Here is a 23,614-nt window from a genome sequence, read left to right as displayed (position 1 = left end):
CATCAGCCGCGACAGTTGAGCCTTCCCCGGACGGGTGATCCTCAGTGCTGCCGTGCGGGAAGTCCCCACGGACGAGTGGATGCTCCGTACGGCAGAGCACTGACCAAAAGCCAATATGGCACTCTGACCCGGTGTTCGGGACTGGTTGGGCCGGCGGCGGGGGCATTCCGCGATGAGCGTTGACGGGCGGAACGAACCCCTTGGCGAGGGCGACGGGGAAGCCGGTGGCACCCCACAGGTGCCGGGCCAGGGCGGCCGCGCCGGGATCCCGCAGGGCGGCATCCCGCAACAGGCCGGCGAACCCGTCGAGGGCAGCGTCCCGGCGCAGCGCGACCGGCGGCAGGACGGCGGCCTCCTGCCGCCGCCCAGGGAGATGCCGACGTCCGACGCCGATCTGATCGACCGGATGCGCTCCGGCGACGACACGGCCTACGAGGCGCTCTACCGGCGCCACGCGGGGGCGGTGCGCCGCTATGCCCGCACCTGCTGCCGCGACGGCCACACCGCGGACGACCTCACCGCCGAGGTCTTCGCCCGCATGCTCCAGGCCGTACGCGGCGGCCACGGCCCCGAGCACGCCGTGCGCCCCTATCTGCTCACCAGCATCCGCCGCGTCGCCGCCGGCTGGACGAAGTCGGCGAAGCGGGAGCAGCTCGTCGACGACTTCGCGGTGTTCGCCGCACAGGCCACGCGTTCGTCCGAGGTCTCCGACGACGACACACGCGATCTCGGGGCCGATGTGCGCGCGATGCACGTGGCCGAGCAGTCCATGGCCATGCAGGCCTTCCGGTCGCTGCCCGAGCGCTGGCAGGCCGTCCTGTGGCACACCGAGGTCGAGGACGAGTCGCCGAGCGAGGTCGCCACGCTCTTCGGGCTCGACGCCAACGGCACGCGTGTGCTGGCCAGCCGCGCCCGCGAGGGCCTCAAGCAGGCCTATCTGCAGGCCCACGTCAGCGCCACCCTCGCCTCCGACGAGGAGTGCGCCCGCTACGCCGACCGGCTGGGCGCCTACGCCCGCGGCGGCCTGCGCACCCGTGCCGAACGGGGTCTGCGCAAGCACCTCGAGGAGTGCGCCAAGTGCCGGCTGGCCGCGGGCCAGATCAAGGAAGTCGCTGGTGGTATCCCGGCCGTCGTACCGATCGCGGTCATCGGCTGGTTCGGGGCCGCCGGGTACGCCAAGGCCGCCGGGCTCATCGCGGGCGGAGCTTCAGCGGCCGGTGCCGCGGGCGCGGCCGCCGCGACGAGCGGGGGCTCCTCGGGCGGGGCGGGAGCCGGCGGCGCAGCGGCCTCGGAGGGGCTGGGCGCGCCGGTGAAGGCCGGTATCGCGGCCGGTGTGGTCGCCGTGGCCGCCGCCGCGGTGGCGCTCGCGCTGATCGGCGACGACAGCCCGGCCAGGAAGCCGGACGCCAAGCCGCCCGCGTCCGCGCCGGTGGTCGAGCCGGCCGAGCCAGCGCCCACGCCTTCCCCGAAGAAGCCCGAGCCGGTTCCCCCCTTGATCCCCGTCGCGGCCGCACCGTCCCCGAAGCCGACACCCACCCCCACCCCCTCACCGGCCCAGAAGTCCACCCCGACTCCCAAGCCGACCCCCACCCCGAAACCGACACCGCCCCCGAAGCTCACCCCCACGCCCACTCATACGCCCACTCCCCCGCCCCCTCCGGCCGTCTACCAGTGGAGCGAGCTGGCCTACGACGTCTCCGGCGACGGCAGCGAGCCCGAGATGCGGATCGGCGAGAGCAGCTGGGTGTGGCAGCGCTACGGCGTCTCGGTCGCCGACCAGGAGTACGCCCACGGCGTGACCGTGCACGGCCGCTCCTCCGTCGTGATCGACCTCAACCGCGCTTGCTCCTCCTACGACGCGATGGTCGGCGTCGACGACATGACGCTGGGCCTCGGCAAGGTGTACTTCTCCGTCTACGCCGACGGGGTGCGGCTGTGGAGGTCCGGGCTGGTCGAGGCCGGCGACCCGGCCGTGCCCGTGCAGGTGAACCTCGCCGGGCGCAGGACCGTACGCCTGGTGGTCGAGCCGCACACCCCCTTCGACGACCTCATGCTCGCCGACTGGGCGGAGTCGAAGTTCAGGTGTTCATAGCGCGCTGCGCCCGCGCCACCTCGTCGAGTTCGGCGAGAGCCTCGTCCGGGGTGAGGGCCGAACCCCGGGCGTGTTCCGCCGCGTAGCGCACGGGGCCCAGGCCGGTGCGGGCGGTGGCCTCCGCTCGCTCCGCCTCCACGCGCTCCGGGTGGGGACGGGGATCGCCGCCGCGCCACCGCTCGGCCGCGGCGAGCAACCGGACCGCGCGCGGGAGATCGCCGAGGTCGCAGAGCAGGGCCGCCGCGCCGTCCACGAGCGCCGCCACGACCGTGTCGGAACACCGCTTCTCGACGGCCTCGCGGACGGTGTCCGCCAGCAGGGGCAGGCCGTGCTCCGGGCCAGACTCGGCGGCCGTCACCATCGCGGCGACCGAGTTCAGCATCACCGTGAACTGGGGCGGCGGGGACGACTGTCCGATCTCCTCGCGCACCGCGTCGACCAACTCGCGCGCGCGGGCCGTGTCCTTGTCCTCCAGGGCGATGTGGGCCCGCATCAGCCTGACGAACGCCCGGGTCTCCGGGACGCCGTACCGGTCACCCGCGGCGCCCGCCTCGTCCAGGGTGGTCAGCGCGGTGGAGCGGTCGCCGGTGCGGTACGCGACCTCGGCGAGCCGGGCGATGAGGAACGGCGTCTCGGCGTACGCCCCCACCTCGTAGGCGAGGCGCAGTGCCTCCTCGTACTCCTCCTTGGCCTCGGCGGGGCGGCCGCGGGCCATGGCGGCCTCGCCGGCCGCGCTGCTGACCTGGGCGCGCAGCCAGCGGTCGCCCACGCGGCGGCTGAGCACGCGGAGTTCCTCCAGGTCGTCGTCCACACCTGTCAGGCCGCCCGGGGAGTCGACCACCATGTGGGTGCGCAGCATCAGGGCGGTGGCTACGGCCCAGTCGTCGCCGTGGGTTCGGCAGTGGGCGACGGAGGCGTCCATCAGGGGGCGGATGTCCACCGGTTCCTTCAGCGTGAGGCCGATCATGGGCCACACGATGCCGGGGAGGCGGGCGGCGTCGGGACCGCCCTGGGCGAAGTGATTGCGGACGAGTTCCACATAGCGGCGCAGGCGGGGATCCAGGTCGCCGTCCATGGGCTCCGTCTCGGCCTTGAGGAAGAGATGGAGCATCCGCAGGTTCATGCGTCGGCGGTGTGCCGGGTGGTTCGTCTCGGTGCGCGGGGCGGCGAGGTAGGCGTCGATCGGGTCCTCGGCTTCGCCATCGGACCGGAGGTGGTCCAGGGCCACTCCCAGGCGCAGGATCCTGTCCACCCAGGTCATTCCCTCGCGGCGGTAGTTGCGCAGCCACCAGAACCAGCCCATGGCGAGGACCAGGTCACCGGCCTGCGCCTCGTCGCTCGCGGTGAGCGTGCGGTCGACGGCCGCGCGGATGTTGTCCAGCTCGGTCTCCAGACGGGAGATCCACGGGAGCTGTCCGGCCGAGCGCAGCTGTGGTTCGGCCTCCTCCACGAGTGCCCGCACCCACGCGCGGTGCCGGAGCTCGGCGGCGGCGCGCAGCTCGGGGCGCTCGGCGGCGCGCTCGACGGCGTACTCGTGGATGGTCTCCAGCAGGCGGTAGCGCATGCCGTCGGAGCCGTCCCGCTCGCATGGGGTGGCCACGATCAGGGACTTGTCCACGAGCGTGCCGAGGAGCTCCGCGGCCGGCCCGGTGCACACGGCCTCCGCCGCTTCCAGCTCCCAGCCGCCCGCGAACACGGACACCTCGCGCAGGAGTGTTCGCTCCCGCTCGTCCAGCAGCTCCCAGGACCAGTCGACGACGGCCCGCAGGGTCTGCTGGCGGGGCAGGACGGTACGGCTGCCGGAGGTCAGCAGGCGGAAACGGTCGTCGAGGCGGTCGGCGATCTGGCGGGGGGTGAGCAGGCGCAGTCGGGCCGCCGCCAGTTCGATGGCGAGCGGCAACCCGTCCAGGCGCCGGCAGATCTCGGCGACGGCCTCCTGGTCGGCGAGCACGGCGGCCGCGTCGGGGCGGACTGCGGCGGCGCGCTCGGCGAACAGGCGGTGCGCCTGGTCGGGGAGGAGGGGTTCGACCGGGCGCACGGACTCGCCCGGCACGCCCAGGGGTTCACGGCTGGTGGCGAGGACGGTGAGCCCCGGGCAGCGGGTGAGGAGGGTCTCCGCGAGGCGGGCCGCCGCCTCGATGACATGTTCGCAGTTGTCAAGGATCAGGAGCTCGCTGCGCTGGGCGCAGTACTCGACGAGCAGGGCGATCGGGTCGTCCTGCGGGGCCGTCAGCTCGGTGGTCATGAGCACGGTCTCGCGCAGACCGAGCGCGCTGACCACCGCGCCGGGCACCGCCTCCGGCCGGTCGAGCGGGGCGAGCTCGACCAGCCACGCCTGCGGAAGCCCGGCGGCGGCTTCCTCGGCGAGGCGGGTCTTTCCGGATCCGCCCGGTCCGGTGAGGGTGACGAGGCGGGCCCTGTGCAATTCGGAACGGATGGCGTCGAGTTCGGGTTCCCGGCCCACGAAAGAGGTAAGGCGCGGACGGATGTTGCCGGTGCGTTCGACACGGGGGCGGTTGAGAGGGGCCGTGAGCAAATCGGCGTGCAGGTCTCGCAACTCCGGGCCCGGGTCGGTGCCGAGTCCGTCGGCGAGCGCGCGGCGGGCGGTCTCGTAGGCGGCGAGGGCGTCGGCGCCGCGGCCGGTGTCGCGCAGGGCGCGGATGAGCAGGAGGTGCAGCGGCTCGTCGTACGGATGCGCCCCGGTCAGCTCTTTCAGCTCCGGTACGACGTCCTGGGCACGGCCGAGCAGCAGATCCGCTTCGATCCGGGCCCGGGTGGCCTCCAGGCGCAGTGTCTCGGGGCGGGTCGCGGCGGTGCGGTCGGGGAGGTCGGCGAGGGCGTCACCGCGCCACAGGGCGAGGGCCGCGGTGAGGTTCTGTGCGGCTGTCCGTGCGTCCCGGTGAGCCAGGGCGGCGGTTCCCTGCCGTACGAGGCGTTCGAAGACGTACAGGTCCACGTCGTCCTCGGTGGCGGCCAGCCGGTAGCCGCCGGGTTCGGAGACGACCGTGTCCTTGCCGACGGTACGGCGGAGACGGCCGACCAGTGCCTGGAGGGCGGCCGGGGCGTCCTGGGGCGGCTCGTGGCCCCAGACCTCGTCGATCAGAGTCTCGGGGCTCGCGGTACGGCCGGGGCGAAGGGCGAGGGCGGCGAGCAGCGTGCGCACGCGGGGGCCGCCGAGGGGTATGCCGACGCCGTGATCGTCCGCCGCCTCGGTCACACCCAGGATTCTGTACCGCACCGGTTCATTGTCACCGGCTTCCTGGCATCGGCTCCGCCTTTCCGCCGGGTGGCGCCTGAGGATGTGCCGGGTCGGTTGTCGGGCGAGTGCGGCCCGGTGGGGGCTGGTCGCGCAGTTCCCGCGGGCAGCTGGGCTTGGGCGGGGCTCCTATGAGAGTGCCTCACCATGTCGTCGGGCGGCTGCGGGTGCGTCGTGGCTGGTCGCGCAGTTCCCCGCGCCCCTGGGGAGTTGCAGTCACCCGCGCCACGACGGACCGTTCGCCGCACCGCGCGCCACGACGGACCGTTCGTCGCACCGCGCACCCCGACGGACCGATCACCGCACCGCGCACCCCGACGGACCGATCACCGCACCGCGCACCCCGACGGACCGATCACCGCACCGCGCACCCCGACGGACCGTTCGCCGCGTACGGCGCGCAGGGGACGGGGTGGGGGGTGTCCGCCCGCAGCGGCCGGCGTCCGTCACCGAGCCCTGCTCAAGGGACCGAGCCGCCGGACCGAGGACGGACACCCCCCACCCCGGCCCCGACCCACCCACCGAACCCCACGCGCTACACCCGCCCCCACCGAAGCCGAAACGGGCCGCCGCAGGCACCCAGGGGCGCGGGGAACTGCGCAAAACGCCCGCCCCCACCGAACCCGCACCCGAAACCGAACCCGCACCCGCACCCGCACCCGCTCAACCGCCGGAGGCCCCCGCTCCCAACGCCCCCCGCTGCGGCCGAATCCCCGCCGGTACCGCACGCGCGCGTGCCGGCGTTCCGGTCCAGCAGGTGCCTCGGCGGGCCAGCAGGCGGCCCAGCCACAGTTCCAGTGAGACCAGGTCCGCCAGGCCGTCCAGCGGCAGGGGTTCACCCTCCGCCGCCGCCCGGAGCGCCTTGCGGACCACCCGGGCCTCCACCAGGCCCGCCTGTGCCAGCAACGGTGTGCCGAACAGGGACATCAAGGAGTCCGCCGCCACCCGCAGCCCCGTACGGGTCGCCGCGGCCGAGGACGCGTGGGACGGGGCACCCCAGCCGGGCGGGAGGTCGGAGACACCGGCGCCCTCCAGGACCGTACGGAGGATTTCCGCACGGGCCCCCGGCCGGACCCGCAGCGCCTCGGGAAGGGCACGGCAGGCACGCACCACCTGGTTGTCCAGGAACGGCGCGTGCAGCCGCTGGGAGCGGATCTCCACGGCCTGCTCCAGGACGCGAAGGTCCGACGCGTGACGAGCGAGTGCCGCACGCGCGCGGAAATCGCCGGGATGCTGCCCGGGGCCCACCCCGGACCGATGCGTGGCCCCCTGCAGGCGAACCGATACTTCAGCCAGCGCCTCCCCCGTCAGCCACCGCGCCGCAGGCCCCGGTCTGGCCCAGGTGAGCGCGGCGAGCGACGCCCCCACCGCACCCCCGGGCTCGTCGAAACGCTGGTGCATGAGCCGGTCGGCCAACATCTCCAGACCGACCCGGTACGGCGTACGGGCCAGCCGCCGCGCGGCGCCGTACACACGCGCGGGGACGAACACGGAACCGTCCGCCTTGGCCAGGGCGGCCACCGGCCTGACCAGATGGCGCCGCTTGCGGTCCATCAGCAGGTCCGCGAGGCGCGCCGGATGGGCGTCCAGCACCTGCCGGGCCCCGTAGCCCGTGAAGTGGTCGGCGCTGCCCGCGGCCAGCCGCGCACGGTGCCGCGCGGCCGTCACCAGACACGGCCCGGGTTCGTCCGTCAGCGGCCCGTCCAGTTCGGCGTAGGGAAGCGTTTCCTCGCCGCCGGTCACCACCACATGGTGCAGCCGGGGATTCGCCGCGAGCGTCCCCGCCCGTTCCAGCTCGGCCTCCCGACCGCCCACGGCGAGGTCGTTGAAGGTGACCGCGAGCAGCCGCTCGCCGGCCCCGGTGCCGTGCCCCAGGACCGTCCCCGGCATCCCGGGCAGCCCGGCGGCCAGCAGGGCGAGCGTCCCCGACGCGGGCCCCCCGGACAGGTCGGCCCCGATCCCGGGCACCGGCATCCCGCGCGCGGCACGGCGTTCGGCGGGCCCCATGCCGGGCACGGGACCGGGGTCGATGTCGGGCACGTGCCGGGGCGCGGAGAGCCGGGCGCGCACCGCCTCGACAAGAGCGTCCCGGACACCGTCGACCGCGCTGTCCGGGTCGGCGGAGGGCGCGGCGACCGCGAGGGAGGCGACCGGCTCGTAGCCGGCGATCTCGCGCGCGCCGTTGCGCAGGATCAGCGCGTGACCCGGCGGGATGCGCCGAACACCCTCATAGGGCGTGGAGTCGTGGAGCGCGCCCGGTACGTCGGGGGCGGCGAGCAGCGCGGCGAGGTGCCCGAAGTCGAGGTTGGCCTCGATGAGGTCGGCCAGCGGCAGGGCCGCGGTCGCGTAGGCCGTACCACCGGCCCACGGCGTGTAGAACACCGGCCGCGCGCCCGCCAGATCGCCGCCCACGGTGATCCGGCGGCCCACCTGGACCACCGCCGTGTACGCCCCCGACCAGGCCGTCAGATGCCGAAGTGCCCCTCCGCGCGCGGCGAGCAGTCCGACCCGCAGCTGTTCGTCGGAGGCCCCGCAGGTACCCAGGACCGCGATCCGGGTCTGCGCGTCGACCGTGACCACGCGCACCTCGTCGGGGCGCCAGTCACCGACCGCCCACAGCGGGTCGGGGTCACCCCACAGCAGGTGGGAACCCACCGGGTGCACGGTCTCGCCGTCGCCTCCGGTCGCCCCCGCCGTCCCGATTCCGGAGACGCCCGCGGCGGTGCTGCTCCATCCCACCAACCACCGCATCGACGCCTCCACAGGCTGTGGACAACCAGTGCACCGTACGAACCGGTCACCATGCTGCCATGAAGGAAGCGTGCCGGAGGGCCGGTGGAGTCGCTTGAGATGCGGGGAACGCGCCCCTGTGAACACCCGCGTACGCCTGCGAACACCCACGCGAGGCAAGGGGCGTGCGACGCGAATGCGCCCCCGATACGCTCCCCCAAAACGCCTAACGCGCCCTCAACTGCCATGGTAGGAGGGCTGTTCGCCCGCGAAGACGAGGGTCGGTTTTCGGCCAAATCGGCGTCATGGGGACACGCTCGCGCACGCTCCGTACACAGTCCGCGCGCCGCACAACAGGCGCGCAGCCCGGGAGACGCCACTTCGCCCCCCGGGCCCGTCCGCCGCCCGCGGGGATGGAGGCGGCGGTGTCCCCCAGCCCACTGGATCCAGTACAGCGGGCCGACCCACGCATCATCCATGGAAGCGCTCCCCCGTTGGCTGGAGAAGAGCGCACGGACAGGCGCACGGCCACACAGCGGGAGCACGACACAACTGCGCGTATCGGACCCGTACTTCAGTACGGACCACAATCCCGCCATCCGGAACAATGCCTCTTAACGCTTGGGATGCGGCGAACTACGCTGGGTTTACGAATGCCGCGTGGTTATGCCAGCGCGGCAGCCGTCTGTGTCGAGGGGTGGCGCATGTCCAGGGAGCAACGCGGGCCGAACGAAAAACTCGGCACCGTTCTCGCCCTCGCGGGAATCAGCAACGCAGGACTCGCGCGTCGCGTCAACGATCTTGGCGCTCAACGCGGGTTGACTCTTCGCTACGACAAGACGTCGGTGGCGCGCTGGGTGTCGAAGGGAATGGTGCCGCAAGGTGCGGCGCCGCACCTCATCGCCGCCGCCATCGGCCAGAAGCTCGGCCGCCCGGTGCCGCTCCACGAGATCGGCCTGGCGGACGCGGATCCCGCGCCGGAGGTGGGCCTCGCCTTCCCCAGGGACGTCGGACAGGCCGTCAGGTCGGCCACGGAGCTCTACCGTCTCGACCTCGCCGGCCGCCGATCGGGCGCGGGCGGCATCTGGCAGTCCCTCGCCGGTTCGTTCGCAGTGAGCGCATACGCAACGCCCGCCTCACGGTGGCTGATAACCCCGGCCGACAGCTCGGTAGCGCGCGAGGTGAACCACTCCGAGGGCTCCGGCGCACCGCTCAAAGTCGGCCACAGCGATGTGCAGAAGCTGCGGGAGGCCGCCGAGGACGCCAGGCGCTGGGACTCCAAGTACGGAGGCGGCGACTGGCGTTCGTCCATGGTGCCGGAGTGTTTAAGGGTGGAGGCGGCACCGCTGCTGCTCGGCTCGTACTCCGACGAGGTGGGCCGGGCACTGTTCGGGGCTTCCGCCGAACTCACCCGTCTCGCGGGCTGGATGGCCTTCGACACGGGCCAGCAGGAGGCGGCGCAGCGGTACTACATCCAGGCACTGCGGCTGGCCCGGGCCGCGGCGGACGTACCGCTCGGCGGGTATGTGCTGGCGTCGATGTCGTTGCAGGCGACCTACCGAGGCTTCGGCGACGAGGGCGTCGATCTCGCGCAGGCCGCGCTGGAGCGCAACCGGGGGCTGGCGACGGCCCGCACCATGAGTTTCTTCCGGCTCGTCGAGGCGCGGGCACACGCGCGTGCGGGTGACGCCGCCGCGGCCGGAGCGGCGCTCAAGGCTGCCGAGGGGTGGCTGGAGCGGTCCCGGGACGGGGACAACGACCCGTCGTGGCTCGGCTTCTACTCGTACGACCGGTTCGCCGCCGACGCGGCCGAGTGCTACCGGGATCTGAAGGCACCGCGTCAGGTGCGACGGTTCACGGAGCAGGCGCTGTCGAAGCCGACGGAGGAGTTCGTACGGTCGCACGGGCTGCGCCTCGTCGTCTCGGCGGTCGCCGAGCTCGAGTCGGGCAATCTCGACGCGGCGTGCGAGCAGGGCGTGCGGGCGGTGGAGGTCGCGGGGCGGATCTCCTCGGCGCGTACCACCGAGTACGTGAAGGATCTGCTCCATCGGCTGGAGCCGTACGGTGATGAGCCGCGGGTGGTGGAGCTCCGGGAGCGGGCCCGGCCGCTGCTGATGGCTCCGGCCTGAGCCCCGGAGGCCGTCACCGCCCCCGCGTTTGAAGTGACTGTCAGTGGTGCAGTGCACTATCGGGTGTGGGAGGTGGTGCAGGTGTCGACGGGGATCGCTTACGACTGTGACGTGCTCGTGGTCGGTGGGGGCATTGTCGGGTTGTCCACGGCGTATGCGATCACACGCAGCGCGCCCGGTACCCGGGTCGTGGTGCTGGAGAAGGAGGCGGGGCCCGCTCGGCATCAGACCGGGCGCAACAGCGGGGTGATCCACAGCGGGATCTACTACCGGCCCGGGTCGCTCAAGGCGCGGTACGCGGCGCGGGGCGCCGCCGAGATGGTCAAGTTCTGCGCGGAGTACGGCATCGCTCACGCCGTCACCGGCAAGCTGATCGTCGCCACCGAGCGCAGCGAGCTGCCCCGGCTGCACGGCCTGGTGCAGCGCGGACGGGAGAACGGCATTCCGGTGCGCGAGCTGGGGGCCGCCCAGATCGCCGAGTACGAGCCCGAGGTCGAGGGGCTCGCCGCCATACACGTCGGGACGACCGGGGTGTGCGACTTCGTCGGGGTCGCGCGGCAGCTGGCCGAGGCGTCGGGCGCGGAGATCCGGTACGGCGCCGAGGTGCGGCGGATCGACCGGCGGCCGGAGCTCGGGGTCGCCGTGCTGACGGGCGCCGGCGACGTCGTACGGGCGCGGGTGCTGGTGAACTGCGCCGGGCTGCACTGCGACGAGGTGGCCCGGCTGACCGGGGACGAGCCGGGGATGCGGATCGTGCCGTTCCGGGGTGAGTACTACTCGCTGGCGCGGCCCGAGCTGGTGCGGGGACTGGTGTATCCGGTGCCGGATCCGGCGTTTCCGTTCCTCGGGGTGCATCTCACGCGCGGGATCGACGGGGGCGTGCACATCGGGCCCAACGCGGTCCCGGCGCTGGCCCGGGAAGGGTACGACTGGGGGACCGTACGGCCTTCGGAGCTGGCGGCGACGCTGGCCTGGCCGGGGTCGTGGCAGATAGCCCGGCGGCACTGGCGGTACGGCACGGGGGAGCTGCGGCGCTCGGTGTCCCGGAGGGCCTTCACCACGGCTGTGCGCAGGCTGCTGCCTGCCGTCACGGCGGATGATCTGGTGCCTTCGGCGGCCGGGGTGCGGGCCCAGGCGGTGCTGCGGGACGGCACGCTGGTGGACGACTTCCTGATCCGCGAGGGGGCTCGGGCGGTACACGTGCTGAACGCGCCCTCGCCCGCGGCGACGGCTTCCCTGCCGATCGGGCGGGAGGTGGCCCGCCGGGCGCTGGAGGCGCTGCGCTCGGTGTGACGGTGCGGGTGCCGCCACCCGTCCGTGACGCCCCGAACGCAGACACCCGGACGGGATGGGCCCGGACGCGACGACTCAGACGCCCCGCCCCGGACGCGACAGCCCAGAAGCCCCACCCGGACGTAACGGCCGGAGCATCCCTGCGCGGCGTTCGTCCCCGAGGTCACCGTAAAATCGACCCCACTGTGTCTGACTCCCTCAACGCCCCCGAAGCCCCCCGGTCCCGGCCCGCCGCCGGCGAGTCCGCTCCGCACGCCCCCGGTGCCCCCGTTCGGCACACCCGGGCCAAAGGGGAGCCGCGGTTTCCCGACGGGCCCAGTGCCGATCCCGCGGGATCGCACTTCGAGCGGCGGATCCGGAGTTTTCAGCCGCGCCGCAGTCGGGTGACGGCGGGGCAGGCGGACGCGTTGCAGCGGCTGTGGCCCACATGGGGCCTCGACATCGACGGGCAGCGCACGATCGACCTCGCCGAGATGTTCGGCAACGACCACCCGGTCGTGCTGGAGATCGGCTTCGGGATGGGTGAGGCCACCGCGCAGATGGCCGCCGCGGAGCCGGGGATCAACATCCTCGCCGTCGATGTGCACACCCCTGGGCAGGGGAACCTGCTCAACCTCGCCGAGCAGCAGAAACTGTCCAACGTCCGGGTCGGCAACGGCGACGCCATCATCCTGCTGCGCGAGATGCTCACCGAGGACTCGCTCGACGGGCTGCGCGTCTACTTCCCCGACCCCTGGCCCAAGAAGCGGCACCACAAGCGGCGGCTGATCCAGCCGGAGTTCCTGGACCTGGCCGCGACGCGGCTGCGGCCGGGGGCGCTGGTGCACTGCGCGACCGACTGGGAACCGTACGCCGAGCAGATGCTCGACGTGCTCACGGCGCATCCCGATTTCGAGAACACACAGGCCGACGGCGGTTTTGCGTCGCGTCCCGACTTCCGGCCGCTGACTCGTTTCGAGGGGCAGGGACTGGACAAAGGACATGTCGTGAACGACCTGCTGTTCCGCCGCGTACAGCACGGCGACCGACCCGACCGATCCGACCAGTCCCCCACCGGCGTCTGATCACCCGCCCCGCCTGCGGACGGCGCCTCCGTCTCGTTAAGGTCGATGCTGTGGCCACCTGTCCCCCGTATCCGACGCACCCCGGTGACCCCACCGGTGGCGCCGCGCTGCGGCATGCGCACTGGTGGCAGCGGAAGTGGGTGCGCTACGGCGCCCTGATCACCCTCCTCGCGCTGTCCGGGCTCGTCATCCTCGCCCTGGTCCGTCAACAGACCGGCACCGAGGGGTTCCTGGTCGGGCTGGGCCTCGCCGTCCTGCCCGTACCGCTGCTCATGGCCGCGTTCCGCTGGCTCGACCGGGTCGAACCGGGCCCCTGGCGCAATCTGCTGTTCGCTTTCGCCTGGGGCGCCTGCGCGGCGGCGCTGATAGCGATCATCGCCAACAGCTTCGCGACGAAATGGATAGCGACGGCGACCGCAGACCCGACCAGCGCCGACACCCTCGGCGCGACCGTGATAGCGCCGGTCGTCGAGGAGTCGGCCAAGGCCGCCGCCGTTCTGCTGGTCTTCCTGTTCCGCAGACGGGACTTCACCGGGATCGTCGACGGGGTGGTGATAGCGGGGGTCACCGCCACCGGCTTCGCCTTCACCGAGAACATCCTCTACCTCGGCACCGCCTTCGGCACCGACCAGCTCAACGGCCACGGCGGCATCGCCTCCGTCACCGCCGCGACCTTCTTCGTGCGCGTCGTGATGTCACCGTTCGCGCACCCCCTGTTCACCGTCCTCACCGGCATCGGCTTCGGCATCTCCGCGCTCTCGGCGGAACGCCAGCACGTACGGCGGGTGCTCGTCCCGCTGTCCGGTCTGCTGCTCGCGATGGGCATGCACGCGATGTGGAACGGCTCCTCGACGCTCGGGGAGTACGGGTTCTTCGCGGTGTACGCGATGTTCATGGTGCCGGCGTTCGCGCTGCTGACCTGGCTGGTCATCTGGACGCGGCAGCGGGAGCTCAAGACCGTGCGCGAGGAACTGCCCGCGTACGCCGTCGCAGGGTGGCTGGCGCCGACCGAGCCGTATGTACTGGGCTCGATGCGGGCGCGGCGGCTGGCGCGGGAGTACGCGCGGCGGCAGTTCGGCGGGCGGGCCGCGGCACGGGCGGTCTCGCAGTACGAGGCGTACGCGACGTCCTTGGCGTTCCTACGGCGCCGGGGGCGGCTCGGGCGGGCGAACGCCGACTTCGTCGTACGGGAGCGGGAGTTGCTGCACGAGCTGTGGCGGCGGCGGGACGTGGCGCGGCCCGCGCTGGACCATGCGGCCCGGATGACGGCGCCGCCGGTACCGGTGGCCGCGCCGCCCTGGCCGGTGTACGGGGTGTACGGCTATCCGCCGCACCCGGTCCAGTCGGCCCAACCGGCCCAACCGGCCCAACCGGCGGTGCCGTACCCCGCGTACAACCCGTACCGGACGTAGCTCGACCACCACAGCAAGAACCGTGGGCGCCCTGCTCGGCGCGGCCGCCCTGGCGGCGTCCGGTGCGCTGCCCGCCACGGCCACTCCGCCGCGCGGACCGCGACGCCGGCTGCTCAGAGCCCGGCAAGCCCGGCACCGCCGGTCGGCACCCGCGCCCGAGTCAGGCCGAGGCCTCCGTCAGGCGAGCCGTCTCCTCCTCCGTCAGCACCAGCTCCGCCACCCCCAGCAGCGCCGGCAGCTGTGCCACCGTACGCGCGGAAGCGATCGGGGCCGCGACCGTCGGCCGGGACGCGAGCCAGGCCAGGGCGACCGTGGCGACCGGGACGGTGTGGGCCTCGGCGATGTCGTCCAGGGCCGCGAGCACCTTCTGCCCGCGTTCGGTGTCCAGGTGCTTGCCGGCGCCCGCCGCGGCCCGCGGGCTGTCGACGGTCGCGCCGGGACGGTACTTGCCGGTGAGGAACCCGGAGGCGAGGGCGTAGTACGGGACGGCGGCGAGGCCCTCGCGCGCGGCCACCGCCTGCAGCTCACCCTCGTAGGTGTCACGGGAGACGAGGTTGTACTGGGGCTGCAGGGCGACATAGCGCGCCAGGCCCTCGCGGTCCGAGAAAGCCAGGGACTCCGCGAGGCGCGCGGCGGAGATGTTGGAGGCTCCGATCGCCCGCACCTTGCCCGCCTTCACCAGCTCGTCCAGCGCGCCGATGATCTCCTCGACCGGCACCTCGGTCTTGTCGAAGTGGGTGTAGTAGAGGTCGATGTGGTCGGTGCCCAGGCGCCGCAGCGAGGCGTCGGCGGCGGCCTTGATGTTGGTGGCGGTCAGGCCGGGGAAGTCGGGGTGCTGGCTGACCTTCGTGGCGATGACGACGTCGTCGCGGTTGCCCCGCGCCGCCACCCACTTGCCGATCACGGTCTCGGACTCACCGCCGGAGTTGCCGTCGACCCAGGCCGAGTAGGAGTCGGCCGTGTCGAGGAAGTTGCCGCCCGCGGCGGCGTACGCGTCGAGGACGGCGAAGGACTGGGACTCGTCGGCCGTCCAGCCGAACACGTTGCCGCCGAGGGAGAGCGGGAAGACCTCGAGGTCGGAGGAGCCGAGCTTGCGAAGCGGAGAGACAGTCATGTCCTACGTCAACGCACGCACCGGACGCCCGCCTTCCGGCCCGCCCGCAAAATCACCGTAAACCTCAGGGGTTGAGACCCTTGCCGCGCAGCCACGCCATCGGGTCGATCCCGTCGGCCGAGCCGCCCGGGTGGACCTCGAGGTGCAGGTGCGCACCCGTCACGTTGCCCGTGGCGCCCACGCGGCCGATGACGTCACCGGTGCTGACCTTCTGTCCGACGCTGACGCTGATCGAGGACTGGTGGCAGAACCACAGCTCGGTGCCGTCGTCGAGGGTCAGGATCGTGCGGTAGCCGTAGGAACCGGCCCAGCCGGCCTCGGTGATGGTGCCGCTGTGGATGGCCTTGATGAGCGTGCCCGTGGGGGCGGCGAAGTCGAGGCCCGTGTGGTAGCCGGAGGACCACAGCGAACCGGCCTGACCGAAGGTCGAGGTGATGGTGTACGACGAGGTCGGCAGCGTGAACTGCTTGGCGAGCTCGGCCAGGCGCTCGGCCTCGGCCTTCTTCGCGGCCTCCTCCTCCGCCTGCTTCTTCGCGGCGGCGGCCTTCTCCTGAGCGTCCTTCTCCGCCTGGGCGGCGGCCGCGTCGGCCTCCTTCTCGGCGGCGGCCGCGACGGCCTGGGCGGCCTTGGTGTCGATCTGGTCCTGCTGCCGCTCGGCCTGGGCCAGGATGCGCGAGCGCAGCGCCTCACCGGCGTCCGAGGTGCCCTTGGCGGTGTCGGCGGTGGTGGCGCCGACGCTGCTGAAGGCGCTCGTGTCGTCCGCGGGGGAGTCGGAGTCGTCCGAGATGAGCGAACCCACGGAGGGCAGGTCGGGCATGGAGATGGAGACCGGCGGCTTGCCGGTGTTGGCGCTGGCCATCCCGCCCGCGCTGACGGCGGCTATGACACCGACGCCCAGAACGGTGGAGCTGCGGGCGAATCCTCCGCCACGCTGCTTGGCGACGCGATGCCGGCCACGTACGGCGGGGAGGGTCTCCTCGGTGGGGTTCCACTCCCCCAGCGGGGCCTCGTCGTCGGCGCGGTAGCCGCCGTACACAAGTGTGTCGGTACTGCGCTGACCGGGTTCGAACGGGGCCTCAGGGGCAGGCGGGTTCGCCACGTGGGCGCACTCCTTTCCTTCCTTCTCGCCTACCGGGTTAGCTGACGGGTTCGGAGCAGGAAGGTCTCCTACGCGCGTATACCCGCCGTGCTGCCACGGCGGTGTACGCGCGATTCACCCCAAGTTGGTGGTTCCCCGGTTTCCTAGCGGAATTCGGCGCGTGAGCACGGAGCCGTCTCTTGTGACGGCTGGGACGACCGCGCTGCGTTATCGAACGTTAATAGACCCGGGGGCCCGATTCCAAGCTGTTCCGCTTGATCATTAACGAAATCCCGCTGGACTTACGGCCCATGAACGGTGAAAAACGGGCGAGTTGACCTCGCCTCAGGCAACTCACAGGTTTTGACTGCGCGTCAGTGGTTATGCGGAGGGCGCTCACCCGCTCACCCCACGTCACAAAGGCCGTCGTACGGCGAGCAGCGCCAGGTCGTCGGCGAGGAAGCCACCGGAATGCCGGCGCGCCTCGCCCACGAGGGCGGCGAGCAGTGCGCCGGGTTCCCGGAAGGCGCGGCCGGCCAGCCGCGCCTCGGGGTCGTAGAACCGCCCCTGCCGGTCCCGCGCCTCGGACAGTCCGTCCGTATACAGCAGCAGTGTGGCCCCGCCGGGGAAGCCGTACTCCTCGCCCCGGTCGGGCCAGGTGCCGAGGTCGCCCATGCCGAGCGGCAGCGCGGGGTCCTGGGCGGGCAGCGCGCGCACCGTGCCGTCCGCGTGCAGCAACAGGGGCGGGGGGTGCCCGCGGTTGACGATCCGCACGACCCCGTCGCCGTGCGGGAGTTCGGCGAGGACGGCCGTGATGAACCCCTCGAAGACCTCGACGCTGTCCCGCCGCGTCCCCTCCCGAGTCAGCGCCCGCTCCAGCCGCTGGGCGACGGCCTCCAGCGTGGTCTCCTGCTCGACGGCCTCCCGGAACGCCCCGATGACGATCGCGACGGCCGCCACCGCCCCCATCCCCTTGCCGCGCACGTCCCCGACGATCATCCGTACGCCGTGCGGGCTGTCCTGCACGGCGTACAGGTCGCCGCCGATGAAGGCGTCCGCCTGGGCCGCCTCGTAGCGCACCGCGATGTCGAACCCTCCGATCCGCCCGGCGGGCCCGGGCAGCACCGCCCGCTGGGCGGCCTCGGCGATCTCGCGCTGGGAGGCGAGCCGTTCGCTGCTGCGGCGGACGAGGAGATTGATGAGAACCGCGAGGACGGAGACCGTCATCACGGTGACAGTCTCGGTGACGGCGTCGACTTCGAGGACGATGCCGAGCCGCAGGTGGACCGCGAGGACGACGAGGACGGTCGCGACGCCGGTGAGGACGGTGCCGCGCCGGGAGTAGAGCGGGGCCGCGACCAGAGGCGCGGCGGTGAAGAGGGGCGCGGCGGAGAACTGGGACGGGGTGAGGTAGTCGTAGCACGCCCCGGCGACGAGCAGCAGCGCCGGGAGCAGGCGGACGAAGGTGCGCGCGTACGAGATCGGCCCCTCCTGCTCCACGCCTCCAGGTTTCCCCGAGCGGGAGCGGGGGGCGAGCCGGGTGGCCCGACCGGGGGAAACACTCAGGGCCGGAGTCCAGTAACTGGACTCCGGCCCTGAGCCGTGAGTAGCGGGGACAGGATTTGAACCTGCGACCTCTGGGTTATGAGCCCAGCGAGCTACCGAGCTGCTCCACCCCGCGTCGTTGTGTAACCAGCATACGTCATCCGCGGGGTGGTTCGCGCCAGGGTTGTTTCGGAGGCCGGGAGTGACGGTCGGTCCGGCGAGGACGGCGTACCGTGGCGCCCCTCACGGAGACGAGGAGGGGCTCATGGCGGCAGCCGACGAGCGACCGGTGGAGATCGACAAGCGGGACATCCCGCTCTCCGGCGGCCGGACCCTGCGGGTGACGGAGTTCGGCAATGGCAGCATCCGGCTGGCGGTGCGGGCGGGTTCTCCCTATGTGGTGACGAGCCTGGAGCAGATCGACGACGGAGCCGTACTGAAGCTCTCTCCCGGCCGCGAGGGATCGAACGCCCACCGGAACTGGGTCCGCGACCACGGCGACGGTGAGGACGGCCGACCGGAGTGAGCCTCGCCCGGGTCCCGATGGTGTAGCGGGCTACACCGTGCGCCCGGGCCCGATCATCTAGCGTGAGCCGCATGTGGAAGTCGGTGCAGCGTGCGGCGATGGCGACCGTGCACCTCGTGGTGGCCGCGGCGATGTGTTTCGGCGTGTACATCTTCATCACCGTGCTGCTGATCGCCGCCATCGGTACGGTCGCCGTGGTCGGCTGCTGGCTGCTCCCCGAGGCCGTGCTGCTGATACGTCGGATCGCGAGCGCCAAGCGCAACCTGACCGCCCTGTGGACGGGCCGGGAGATCCCCGAGGCGTACCCGCCGATGACCGGCACGCTCCGCGAGCGGCTGAGGATTTCCGTGCAGGATCCCGGCACGCTCAGGGACCTCCGCTGGATGGTCTCCTATTACCTCTACGGCGCCCTCCTCGCCCTCGCCCTCCCACTGTGGCCCCTCGGCCTGGTCGTCGACGGTGTGTGGGCCGGCGTCCTGCGCCGCAGCCCGGTCGTCCTGCCGCTGATCGTGAAGCTCGCGGACACCGAGGCCCGTTGGTCGACCGTGCTGCTCATGCCCTCCCCGAAGGCCAGGCTGGCCCGGCGGGTCGAGGAGCTGAAGGAGACCCGGGCCGACGCCATCGCCGCACACGAGGCCGAACTGCGCCGCATCGAGCGGGACCTGCACGACGGCGCCCAGGCCAACCTCGTGGCGCTCTCGATGCGGATCGGACTCGCCAAGCGGGCCTACGACCGTGACCCCGACGCCGCCCGCAGACTGCTGGACGACGCCCAGGACCAGGCCGAACAGGCACTGACGGAGCTGCGGCAGGTGGTGCGCGGCATCCACCCGCCGATCCTCACCGACCGGGGTCTCGTCGGCGCGGTCCGGGCGCTGGCGTCGAGCAGCGGGCTCGCGGTCGGCGTCGAGGACGGCGGTCTGGACGCGGGCACCCGGGCGCCCGCGGCGGTGGAGGCCGCGGCCTACTTCGTGGTCGCCGAGTCCCTCACCAATGTGGCCAAGTACAGCGGGGCGGACCGTGCCGAGGTCCGGCTATCCCGTACCCGGCGCGGCCTGACCGTGCGGGTGCGGGACGAGGGCCGGGGCGGCGCCGACGAGTCCGCGGGTTCAGGGCTGCTCGGGATGCGGCGCAGGGTCGCCGCGCTCGACGGGACCTTCGAAGTGACCAGCCCCGCCGGGGGCCCGACCGTGATCGATGTGGAGCTGCCGTGCGTGTGGTGATCGCCGAGGACAACGCCCTCCTGAGAGAGGGGCTCGTCCTCCTGCTGACGTCCTCCGGGCACGAGGTGGTGGCCGTCGTGGGCACCGGTCCGGACATCCTGCCCGCCGTGCTGGAGCACCGTCCGGACGTGGCGGTGCTCGACGTACGCATGCCGCCCGGCTTCCGCGACGAGGGGCTGCGGGCCGCCCTCGAGGCGCGCGAGCGGATCCCCGGGCTCCCTGTGCTGGTGCTCTCGCAGTACGTCGAGGAGTCGTACGCCGCCGAACTGCTCGGCGGTGGCAGCAGCGGGGTCGGCTACCTCCTGAAGGACCGGGTCGGCCGGGTCGACGAGTTCCTCGACGCGCTGGAGCGGGTCGCGGCCGGCGGCACCGCGCTCGACCCCGAGGTCGTCACCGAACTCCTCACCCGCCGCCGCGACACCCCCCTCGACTCCCTCACCCCGCGCGAGCGCGAGGTGCTGAAGCTGATGGCCGAGGGCCACGACAACACCACCATCGCGAAGACCCTCGTCGTCACCGAGCGCGCGGTCAGCAAGCACATCGGCAACGTCTTCCTCAAGCTGGGCCTGCCGCCGAGCGACAGCGGCCACCGGAGGGTGCTGGCGGTACTGGCCTATCTGGCGCACACGCCCAGGTGACGCTCATCCGACGCCGAGCTCGGTCAACTCCCCCAGCGGCAGCGTGTGCTGGGTCTGCAGGACCTTCGCGCGCAGGTACCGGACGTTGTGGGCGGTGGTGAAGACACCGGTGGGAACACGGTCGCGGACGTCGATGCCGAGGTCGCGCAACTGCCTCGCCTTGTCGGGGTTGTTGGAGAGCAGGTCGAGCTCTCCGATCCCCAGGGCCCGGAGCATCTGCGCGGCCGCCGTGTAGTCGCGGGCGTCCTCGGGCAGGCCCAGCGCGGTGTTCGCGGCGTAGGTGTCGAGGCCCTGGTCCTGAAGGGCGTACGCGTCGAGCTTGTTGTAGAGGCCGATGCCGCGGCCCTCCTGGCGGAGGTAGAGCAGGACGCCGCCGCGCTCGGCGATGCGCTCGACCGCCTCGCGCAGCTGCGGGCCGCAGTCGCAGCGGGCGGAGCCGAAGACGTCGCCGGTGAGGCACTCGGAGTGCAGGCGCACCAGGGGGGCGGGTCCCGGGTCGCCGAGGACGACGGCGAGGTGTTCCTGGCCGTCGGTCAGGCCGTGGAAGGTGACGAGCTCGGCGTCTACGCGGTAGCCGTCCCCGAAGCGCAGCGGGACACGGACGCGGGAGCGCTGGGTGGCGGCGGGCAGGTCGGGCATGCGGGTACTCCGGTTCGTAGGCATACCTGCTTCAGATTTGAAGCAGTTCTACTGATCCGAGACCCTACCCCATGCTTTAAATTTGAAGCAATGGATTTATGGCGCTCGTCACGCGGGCCGTTCCCTACGAGCAGGACGGGGACGAGCGCCGGCGCCAGGGGACCCCCTCGGAGCCGCCGCCTTCACCCAGGAGCCCTTCGGTGACGCTCGTGAAGATCTCCTCCAGCTGCCCCACCTGCTCGGGGGTGAGCCGGTCGAAGAGCGCGGCACGGACCGTCTCCACATGCCCGGGCGCCGCCCGCTCCAGCACCGTCATACCCTCGTCCGTGAGGACCGCGACACTGCCGCGCTTGTCCCACTGGCAGCTCTCGCGCCGCACCAGCCCGTCCTTCTCCAGCCGGGCGACGGCGTACGTCAGCCGGGGCCGGGTGATCTTCAGCCCCTCGGCGAGCTCGGTCATCCGCAGCCGTCGCTCCGGTACCTCGGAGAGGGTGGCCAGAATGGAGTAGTACACGTGCGGCATGCCGGCCTCCTGTTGGAGCTGCCGGTCGATGGTGTCCTCCAGGAGGAACGCTGCCGCGATGTACGCGCGCCAGGCGCGTTGCTCGTCGGGGCTGAGCCAGCGGGTCGTCATGTCCCCAGTGTAGGTTTGCTTCAAACTTTAACCAAGCCCCGCCATCCGTATGCGAGAGGGACAGCCCCGATGCCCCACCCCTACGTCCTCCTCTCCGCCGCGGTATCCCTCGACGGATACCTCGACGACACCGGCCCCGACCGCCTCCTGCTGTCCAGCCCGACCGACTTCGACCGCGTCGACGAGGTCCGCGCCTCCGTGGACGCCATCCTCATCGGCGCGGGCACGATCCGCGCCGACAACCCCCGCCTGCTGGTGAACTCCGAGGCGCGCCGCGCGGCCCGGGTCGCCGCCGGGAAGCCGCCGTACCCCCTGAAGGTCACGGTCAGCGGCTCGGGAGACCTGGACCCGTCCGCGAACTTCTGGCACACGGGCGGCGAGAAGCTCGTCTGTACGACGGACAAGGGCGCGGAGCGGGCCGGCGCCCTCGGTCTCGCGGCCGACGTGGTCTCGCTCGGTCCCGAACTGGACTGGCACCGCCTGCTGGAACACCTGCACGAGGAGCGTGGCGTGGACCGCCTGATGGTGGAGGGCGGCGGCCGGGTCCACACCCAGCTCCTCCAGCAGGGCCTGGCGGACGAACTGCAGCTGGTCCTCGCCCCCCTCTTCGTGGGCACGCCGGACGCCCCCCGCCTCTTCGGCCCGGGCACCTACCAGGCGGGCCGCCTCCGTCTCGTGGAGTCCCGCCGGATCGAGGACGTGGTCCTCATGCGCTACGAACCCACCGCCCCCGGTACGGGCCTGGACCCGTCCCCCGCGGACCGCCACTGGCTCTCCCTGGCCTGCGAGCTGGCGGAGCTGTGCCCGTCCTCACGGACGGCGTTCAGCGTGGGCGCGGTCGTGGTGGCCGCCGACGGCACGGAGCTGGCCCGCGGCCACTCCAGGGAGGCCGGCGATCCGGTGGTCCACGCCGAGGAGGCGGCCCTGGCGAAGATCGGTCCGGCCGACCCCCGCCTGGCCACGGCCACGGTGTACACGAGCCTGGAACCCTGCACCCGGCGGGCTTCCCGGCCCTTCCCCTGCGCCCGGCTGATCCTGGACGCGGGGGTACGCCGGGTGGTGACGGCGTGGCGGGAGCCGGACACGTTCGTGGCGGGTGCCGACGGGACGGGGTTGCTCACGGGGGCGGGCGTGGACGTGGTGGTGCTGGACGAGTACGAGGGCCGCGCGAAGGCACCCAACCGCCACCTGCTGTGAACCCGCACCCCGCCGGCCTCAGCCGCCATGCAGAGCCGGAGTGCTTGACGGTTGCCGCCTTCCAGGTCTTGCCGCCGTCGGCGGACGACCAGACCCGCACGGACTTGGCGGTCACCGCGCTGAACTTCAGGTCCGGGTCCTGGGATCCGCGCCAAGTGCGGGATGGCGTAGAGGGATCCCTGGTAGTTCCAGCCGCCCGAACTGAAGGCGGGGGGCGGGTTGCTGACGGTGGCTGCGCACACCTGCGAGCTGATCCGCGGCGGACCGGTCATGTCGGCGGGCGTGTCGAGGGACACCTTGACGGCCTTGCCCTTGCGCGCGTCGAGCGTCACCGAGGTGCTGCCCGACACCTGGACGACCTGCGCGCCGATGGTGTCGGTGCCCAGCCCGTCCGTGGCCTGCTCCCAGATGTCGGTCATCGCGAGGTAGCGCCCCGCCGGCAGGCTGATCCGCTTGCCCTAGGTGACGCGGTACGTCTGTCCGGACGGCACGGCGACGACGGTGACCGTCGTCGAGACCTTGGCGCCGTGCCGCCCCAGCGTGGTGACGGCCAGTGAGCCCGACGCCGCCTGTGCGGAAACGGCGGAAGCGACCAGCGGTACCAGCGCGGCCGGCCACCCCGACGAAAGCGAGCGATCTCCGTCGCACCATCCTCAACTCCCCCTCCGGACCCCAAAGCGGGGAGATACGTCTGATCAAGCTGTGGCCAAGAAACGGCACGCGAAAAACGTCGGGGCCGCGCGGCGTGCGCCGCGCGGCCCCGAACGTCACGGGAAAGGTCAGGCAGGGGTGATGTTCTCCGCCTGCGGGCCCTTCTGACCCTGGACGACGTCGAACGTCACGGTCTGGCCCTCCTGGAGCTCACGGAAGCCCGAGGAGTTGATCGCGGAGTAGTGCGCGAAGACGTCCGGACCGCCGCCGTCCTGGGCGATGAAGCCGAAGCCCTTCTCCGCGTTGAACCACTTCACAGTTCCCGAAGCCATAGTCATGCCTTCCAGTCGATGAACGCCCTCCCCCTGTGGGGAAGACGGAGGTGATCGCCCT

General features: G+C 72.4%; 18 protein-coding genes, 1 tRNA gene and 1 riboswitch. Of the genes, 10 read left to right on the top strand and 9 right to left on the bottom strand.

The window, feature by feature from the left end:
- Positions 1–172: 172 nt before the first annotated feature.
- Positions 173–2,092, top strand: coding sequence for a sigma-70 family RNA polymerase sigma factor (locus M2157_RS25145; RefSeq protein ID WP_280866263.1), 1,920 nt, complete (start codon positions 173–175; stop codon positions 2,090–2,092).
- On the opposite strand, the gene M2157_RS25140 is transcribed toward M2157_RS25145, so the two are convergent.
- Positions 2,079–5,330 (bottom strand): BTAD domain-containing putative transcriptional regulator, encoded by a 3,252-nt coding sequence (locus M2157_RS25140; RefSeq protein ID WP_280866262.1) that lies wholly within the window; start codon positions 5,328–5,330, stop codon positions 2,079–2,081. The two genes, M2157_RS25145 and M2157_RS25140, sit on opposite strands and share 14 nt — an antisense overlap.
- A 681-nt stretch (positions 5,331–6,011) precedes the next feature.
- On the bottom strand, positions 6,012–8,099 hold the full coding sequence (locus tag M2157_RS25135; protein WP_280858597.1) for an asparagine synthase-related protein: 2,088 nt from the start codon (positions 8,097–8,099) through the stop codon (positions 6,012–6,014).
- A 683-nt stretch (positions 8,100–8,782) separates the two neighbouring features.
- Between M2157_RS25135 and M2157_RS25130 the strand changes: the two genes are divergently transcribed.
- From M2157_RS25130 to M2157_RS25115, 4 genes are all read left to right on the top strand, one after another.
- Positions 8,783–10,207, top strand: a complete 1,425-nt coding sequence (locus tag M2157_RS25130) for an MFS transporter (protein ID WP_266517170.1) — start codon at positions 8,783–8,785, stop codon at positions 10,205–10,207.
- A gap of 72 nt (positions 10,208–10,279) precedes the next feature.
- Positions 10,280–11,500: an L-2-hydroxyglutarate oxidase gene (lhgO, locus tag M2157_RS25125; protein WP_280859062.1), complete on the top strand. Its 1,221-nt coding sequence runs from the start codon at positions 10,280–10,282 to the stop codon at positions 11,498–11,500.
- 185 nt (positions 11,501–11,685) lie between these two features.
- Positions 11,686–12,564 (top strand): tRNA (guanosine(46)-N7)-methyltransferase TrmB, encoded by an 879-nt coding sequence (gene trmB, locus M2157_RS25120; RefSeq protein ID WP_280858598.1) that lies wholly within the window; start codon positions 11,686–11,688, stop codon positions 12,562–12,564.
- Positions 12,565–12,614: 50 nt separating this feature from the next.
- On the top strand, positions 12,615–13,976 hold the full coding sequence (locus M2157_RS25115) for a PrsW family intramembrane metalloprotease (RefSeq protein WP_280866261.1): 1,362 nt from the start codon (positions 12,615–12,617) through the stop codon (positions 13,974–13,976).
- A 160-nt stretch (positions 13,977–14,136) separates the two neighbouring features.
- Here the strand turns inward: M2157_RS25115 and M2157_RS25110 are convergent, their stop codons facing one another.
- From M2157_RS25110 to M2157_RS25095, 4 genes are all read right to left on the bottom strand, one after another.
- Complete coding sequence (locus M2157_RS25110) at positions 14,137–15,090, bottom strand: aldo/keto reductase (RefSeq protein WP_280858600.1); 954 nt, start codon at positions 15,088–15,090, stop codon at positions 14,137–14,139.
- 64 nt (positions 15,091–15,154) lie between these two features.
- On the bottom strand, positions 15,155–16,189 hold the full coding sequence (locus tag M2157_RS25105; protein ID WP_280858601.1) for a M23 family metallopeptidase: 1,035 nt from the start codon (positions 16,187–16,189) through the stop codon (positions 15,155–15,157).
- Positions 16,190–16,200: 11 nt separating this feature from the next.
- A riboswitch (cyclic di-AMP (ydaO/yuaA leader) is annotated at positions 16,201–16,358 on the bottom strand.
- 224 nt (positions 16,359–16,582) lie between these two features.
- Positions 16,583–17,668, bottom strand: a complete 1,086-nt coding sequence (locus tag M2157_RS25100; RefSeq protein WP_280858602.1) for a PP2C family protein-serine/threonine phosphatase — start codon at positions 17,666–17,668, stop codon at positions 16,583–16,585.
- A gap of 107 nt (positions 17,669–17,775) precedes the next feature.
- Positions 17,776–17,849, bottom strand: a tRNA-Met gene (locus M2157_RS25095).
- Between the two features lie 129 nt (positions 17,850–17,978).
- On the opposite strand from M2157_RS25095, the gene M2157_RS25090 reads away from it, so the two are divergent.
- The 3 genes from M2157_RS25090 (at position 17,979) to M2157_RS25080 (ending at position 20,100) form a co-directional block, all read left to right on the top strand.
- On the top strand, positions 17,979–18,239 hold the full coding sequence (locus M2157_RS25090; protein ID WP_280858603.1) for a hypothetical protein: 261 nt from the start codon (positions 17,979–17,981) through the stop codon (positions 18,237–18,239).
- A gap of 71 nt (positions 18,240–18,310) precedes the next feature.
- Positions 18,311–19,462, top strand: coding sequence for a sensor histidine kinase (locus M2157_RS25085; protein WP_280866260.1), 1,152 nt, complete (start codon positions 18,311–18,313; stop codon positions 19,460–19,462).
- Positions 19,450–20,100 (top strand): response regulator transcription factor, encoded by a 651-nt coding sequence (locus tag M2157_RS25080; protein ID WP_280866259.1) that lies wholly within the window; start codon positions 19,450–19,452, stop codon positions 20,098–20,100. Before M2157_RS25085 ends, M2157_RS25080 begins: the two co-directional genes overlap by 13 nt.
- 3 nt (positions 20,101–20,103) lie before the next feature.
- On the opposite strand, the gene ribA is transcribed toward M2157_RS25080, so the two are convergent.
- Both ribA and M2157_RS25070 read right to left on the bottom strand, forming a co-directional pair.
- Positions 20,104–20,739, bottom strand: a complete 636-nt coding sequence (ribA, locus tag M2157_RS25075) for a GTP cyclohydrolase II (RefSeq protein WP_280866258.1) — start codon at positions 20,737–20,739, stop codon at positions 20,104–20,106.
- Between the two features lie 124 nt (positions 20,740–20,863).
- Complete coding sequence (locus tag M2157_RS25070) at positions 20,864–21,373, bottom strand: MarR family transcriptional regulator (RefSeq protein ID WP_280858606.1); 510 nt, start codon at positions 21,371–21,373, stop codon at positions 20,864–20,866.
- A 69-nt stretch (positions 21,374–21,442) separates the two neighbouring features.
- On the opposite strand from M2157_RS25070, the gene M2157_RS25065 reads away from it, so the two are divergent.
- Positions 21,443–22,570, top strand: coding sequence for a dihydrofolate reductase family protein (locus M2157_RS25065; protein WP_280866257.1), 1,128 nt, complete (start codon positions 21,443–21,445; stop codon positions 22,568–22,570).
- 228 nt (positions 22,571–22,798) lie between these two features.
- Positions 22,799–22,999: a hypothetical protein gene (locus M2157_RS25060; protein WP_280866256.1), complete on the top strand. Its 201-nt coding sequence runs from the start codon at positions 22,799–22,801 to the stop codon at positions 22,997–22,999.
- A 350-nt stretch (positions 23,000–23,349) separates the two neighbouring features.
- Here M2157_RS25060 and M2157_RS25055 read toward each other — a convergent pair whose 3' ends face one another.
- The gene (locus M2157_RS25055; protein WP_057609368.1) at positions 23,350–23,553 is read right to left on the bottom strand and encodes a cold-shock protein; all 204 of its coding nucleotides are present in this window, start codon (positions 23,551–23,553) and stop codon (positions 23,350–23,352) included.
- Between the last annotated feature and the right edge of the window lie 61 nt (positions 23,554–23,614).

This window comes from Streptomyces sp. SAI-127 (assembly GCF_029894425.1).
Taxonomy (GTDB): Bacteria; Actinomycetota; Actinomycetes; order Streptomycetales; family Streptomycetaceae; genus Streptomyces.
The sequence above is the reverse complement of the archived record's forward strand: the minus strand, read 5'-3'. Positions and strand labels throughout refer to the sequence as shown.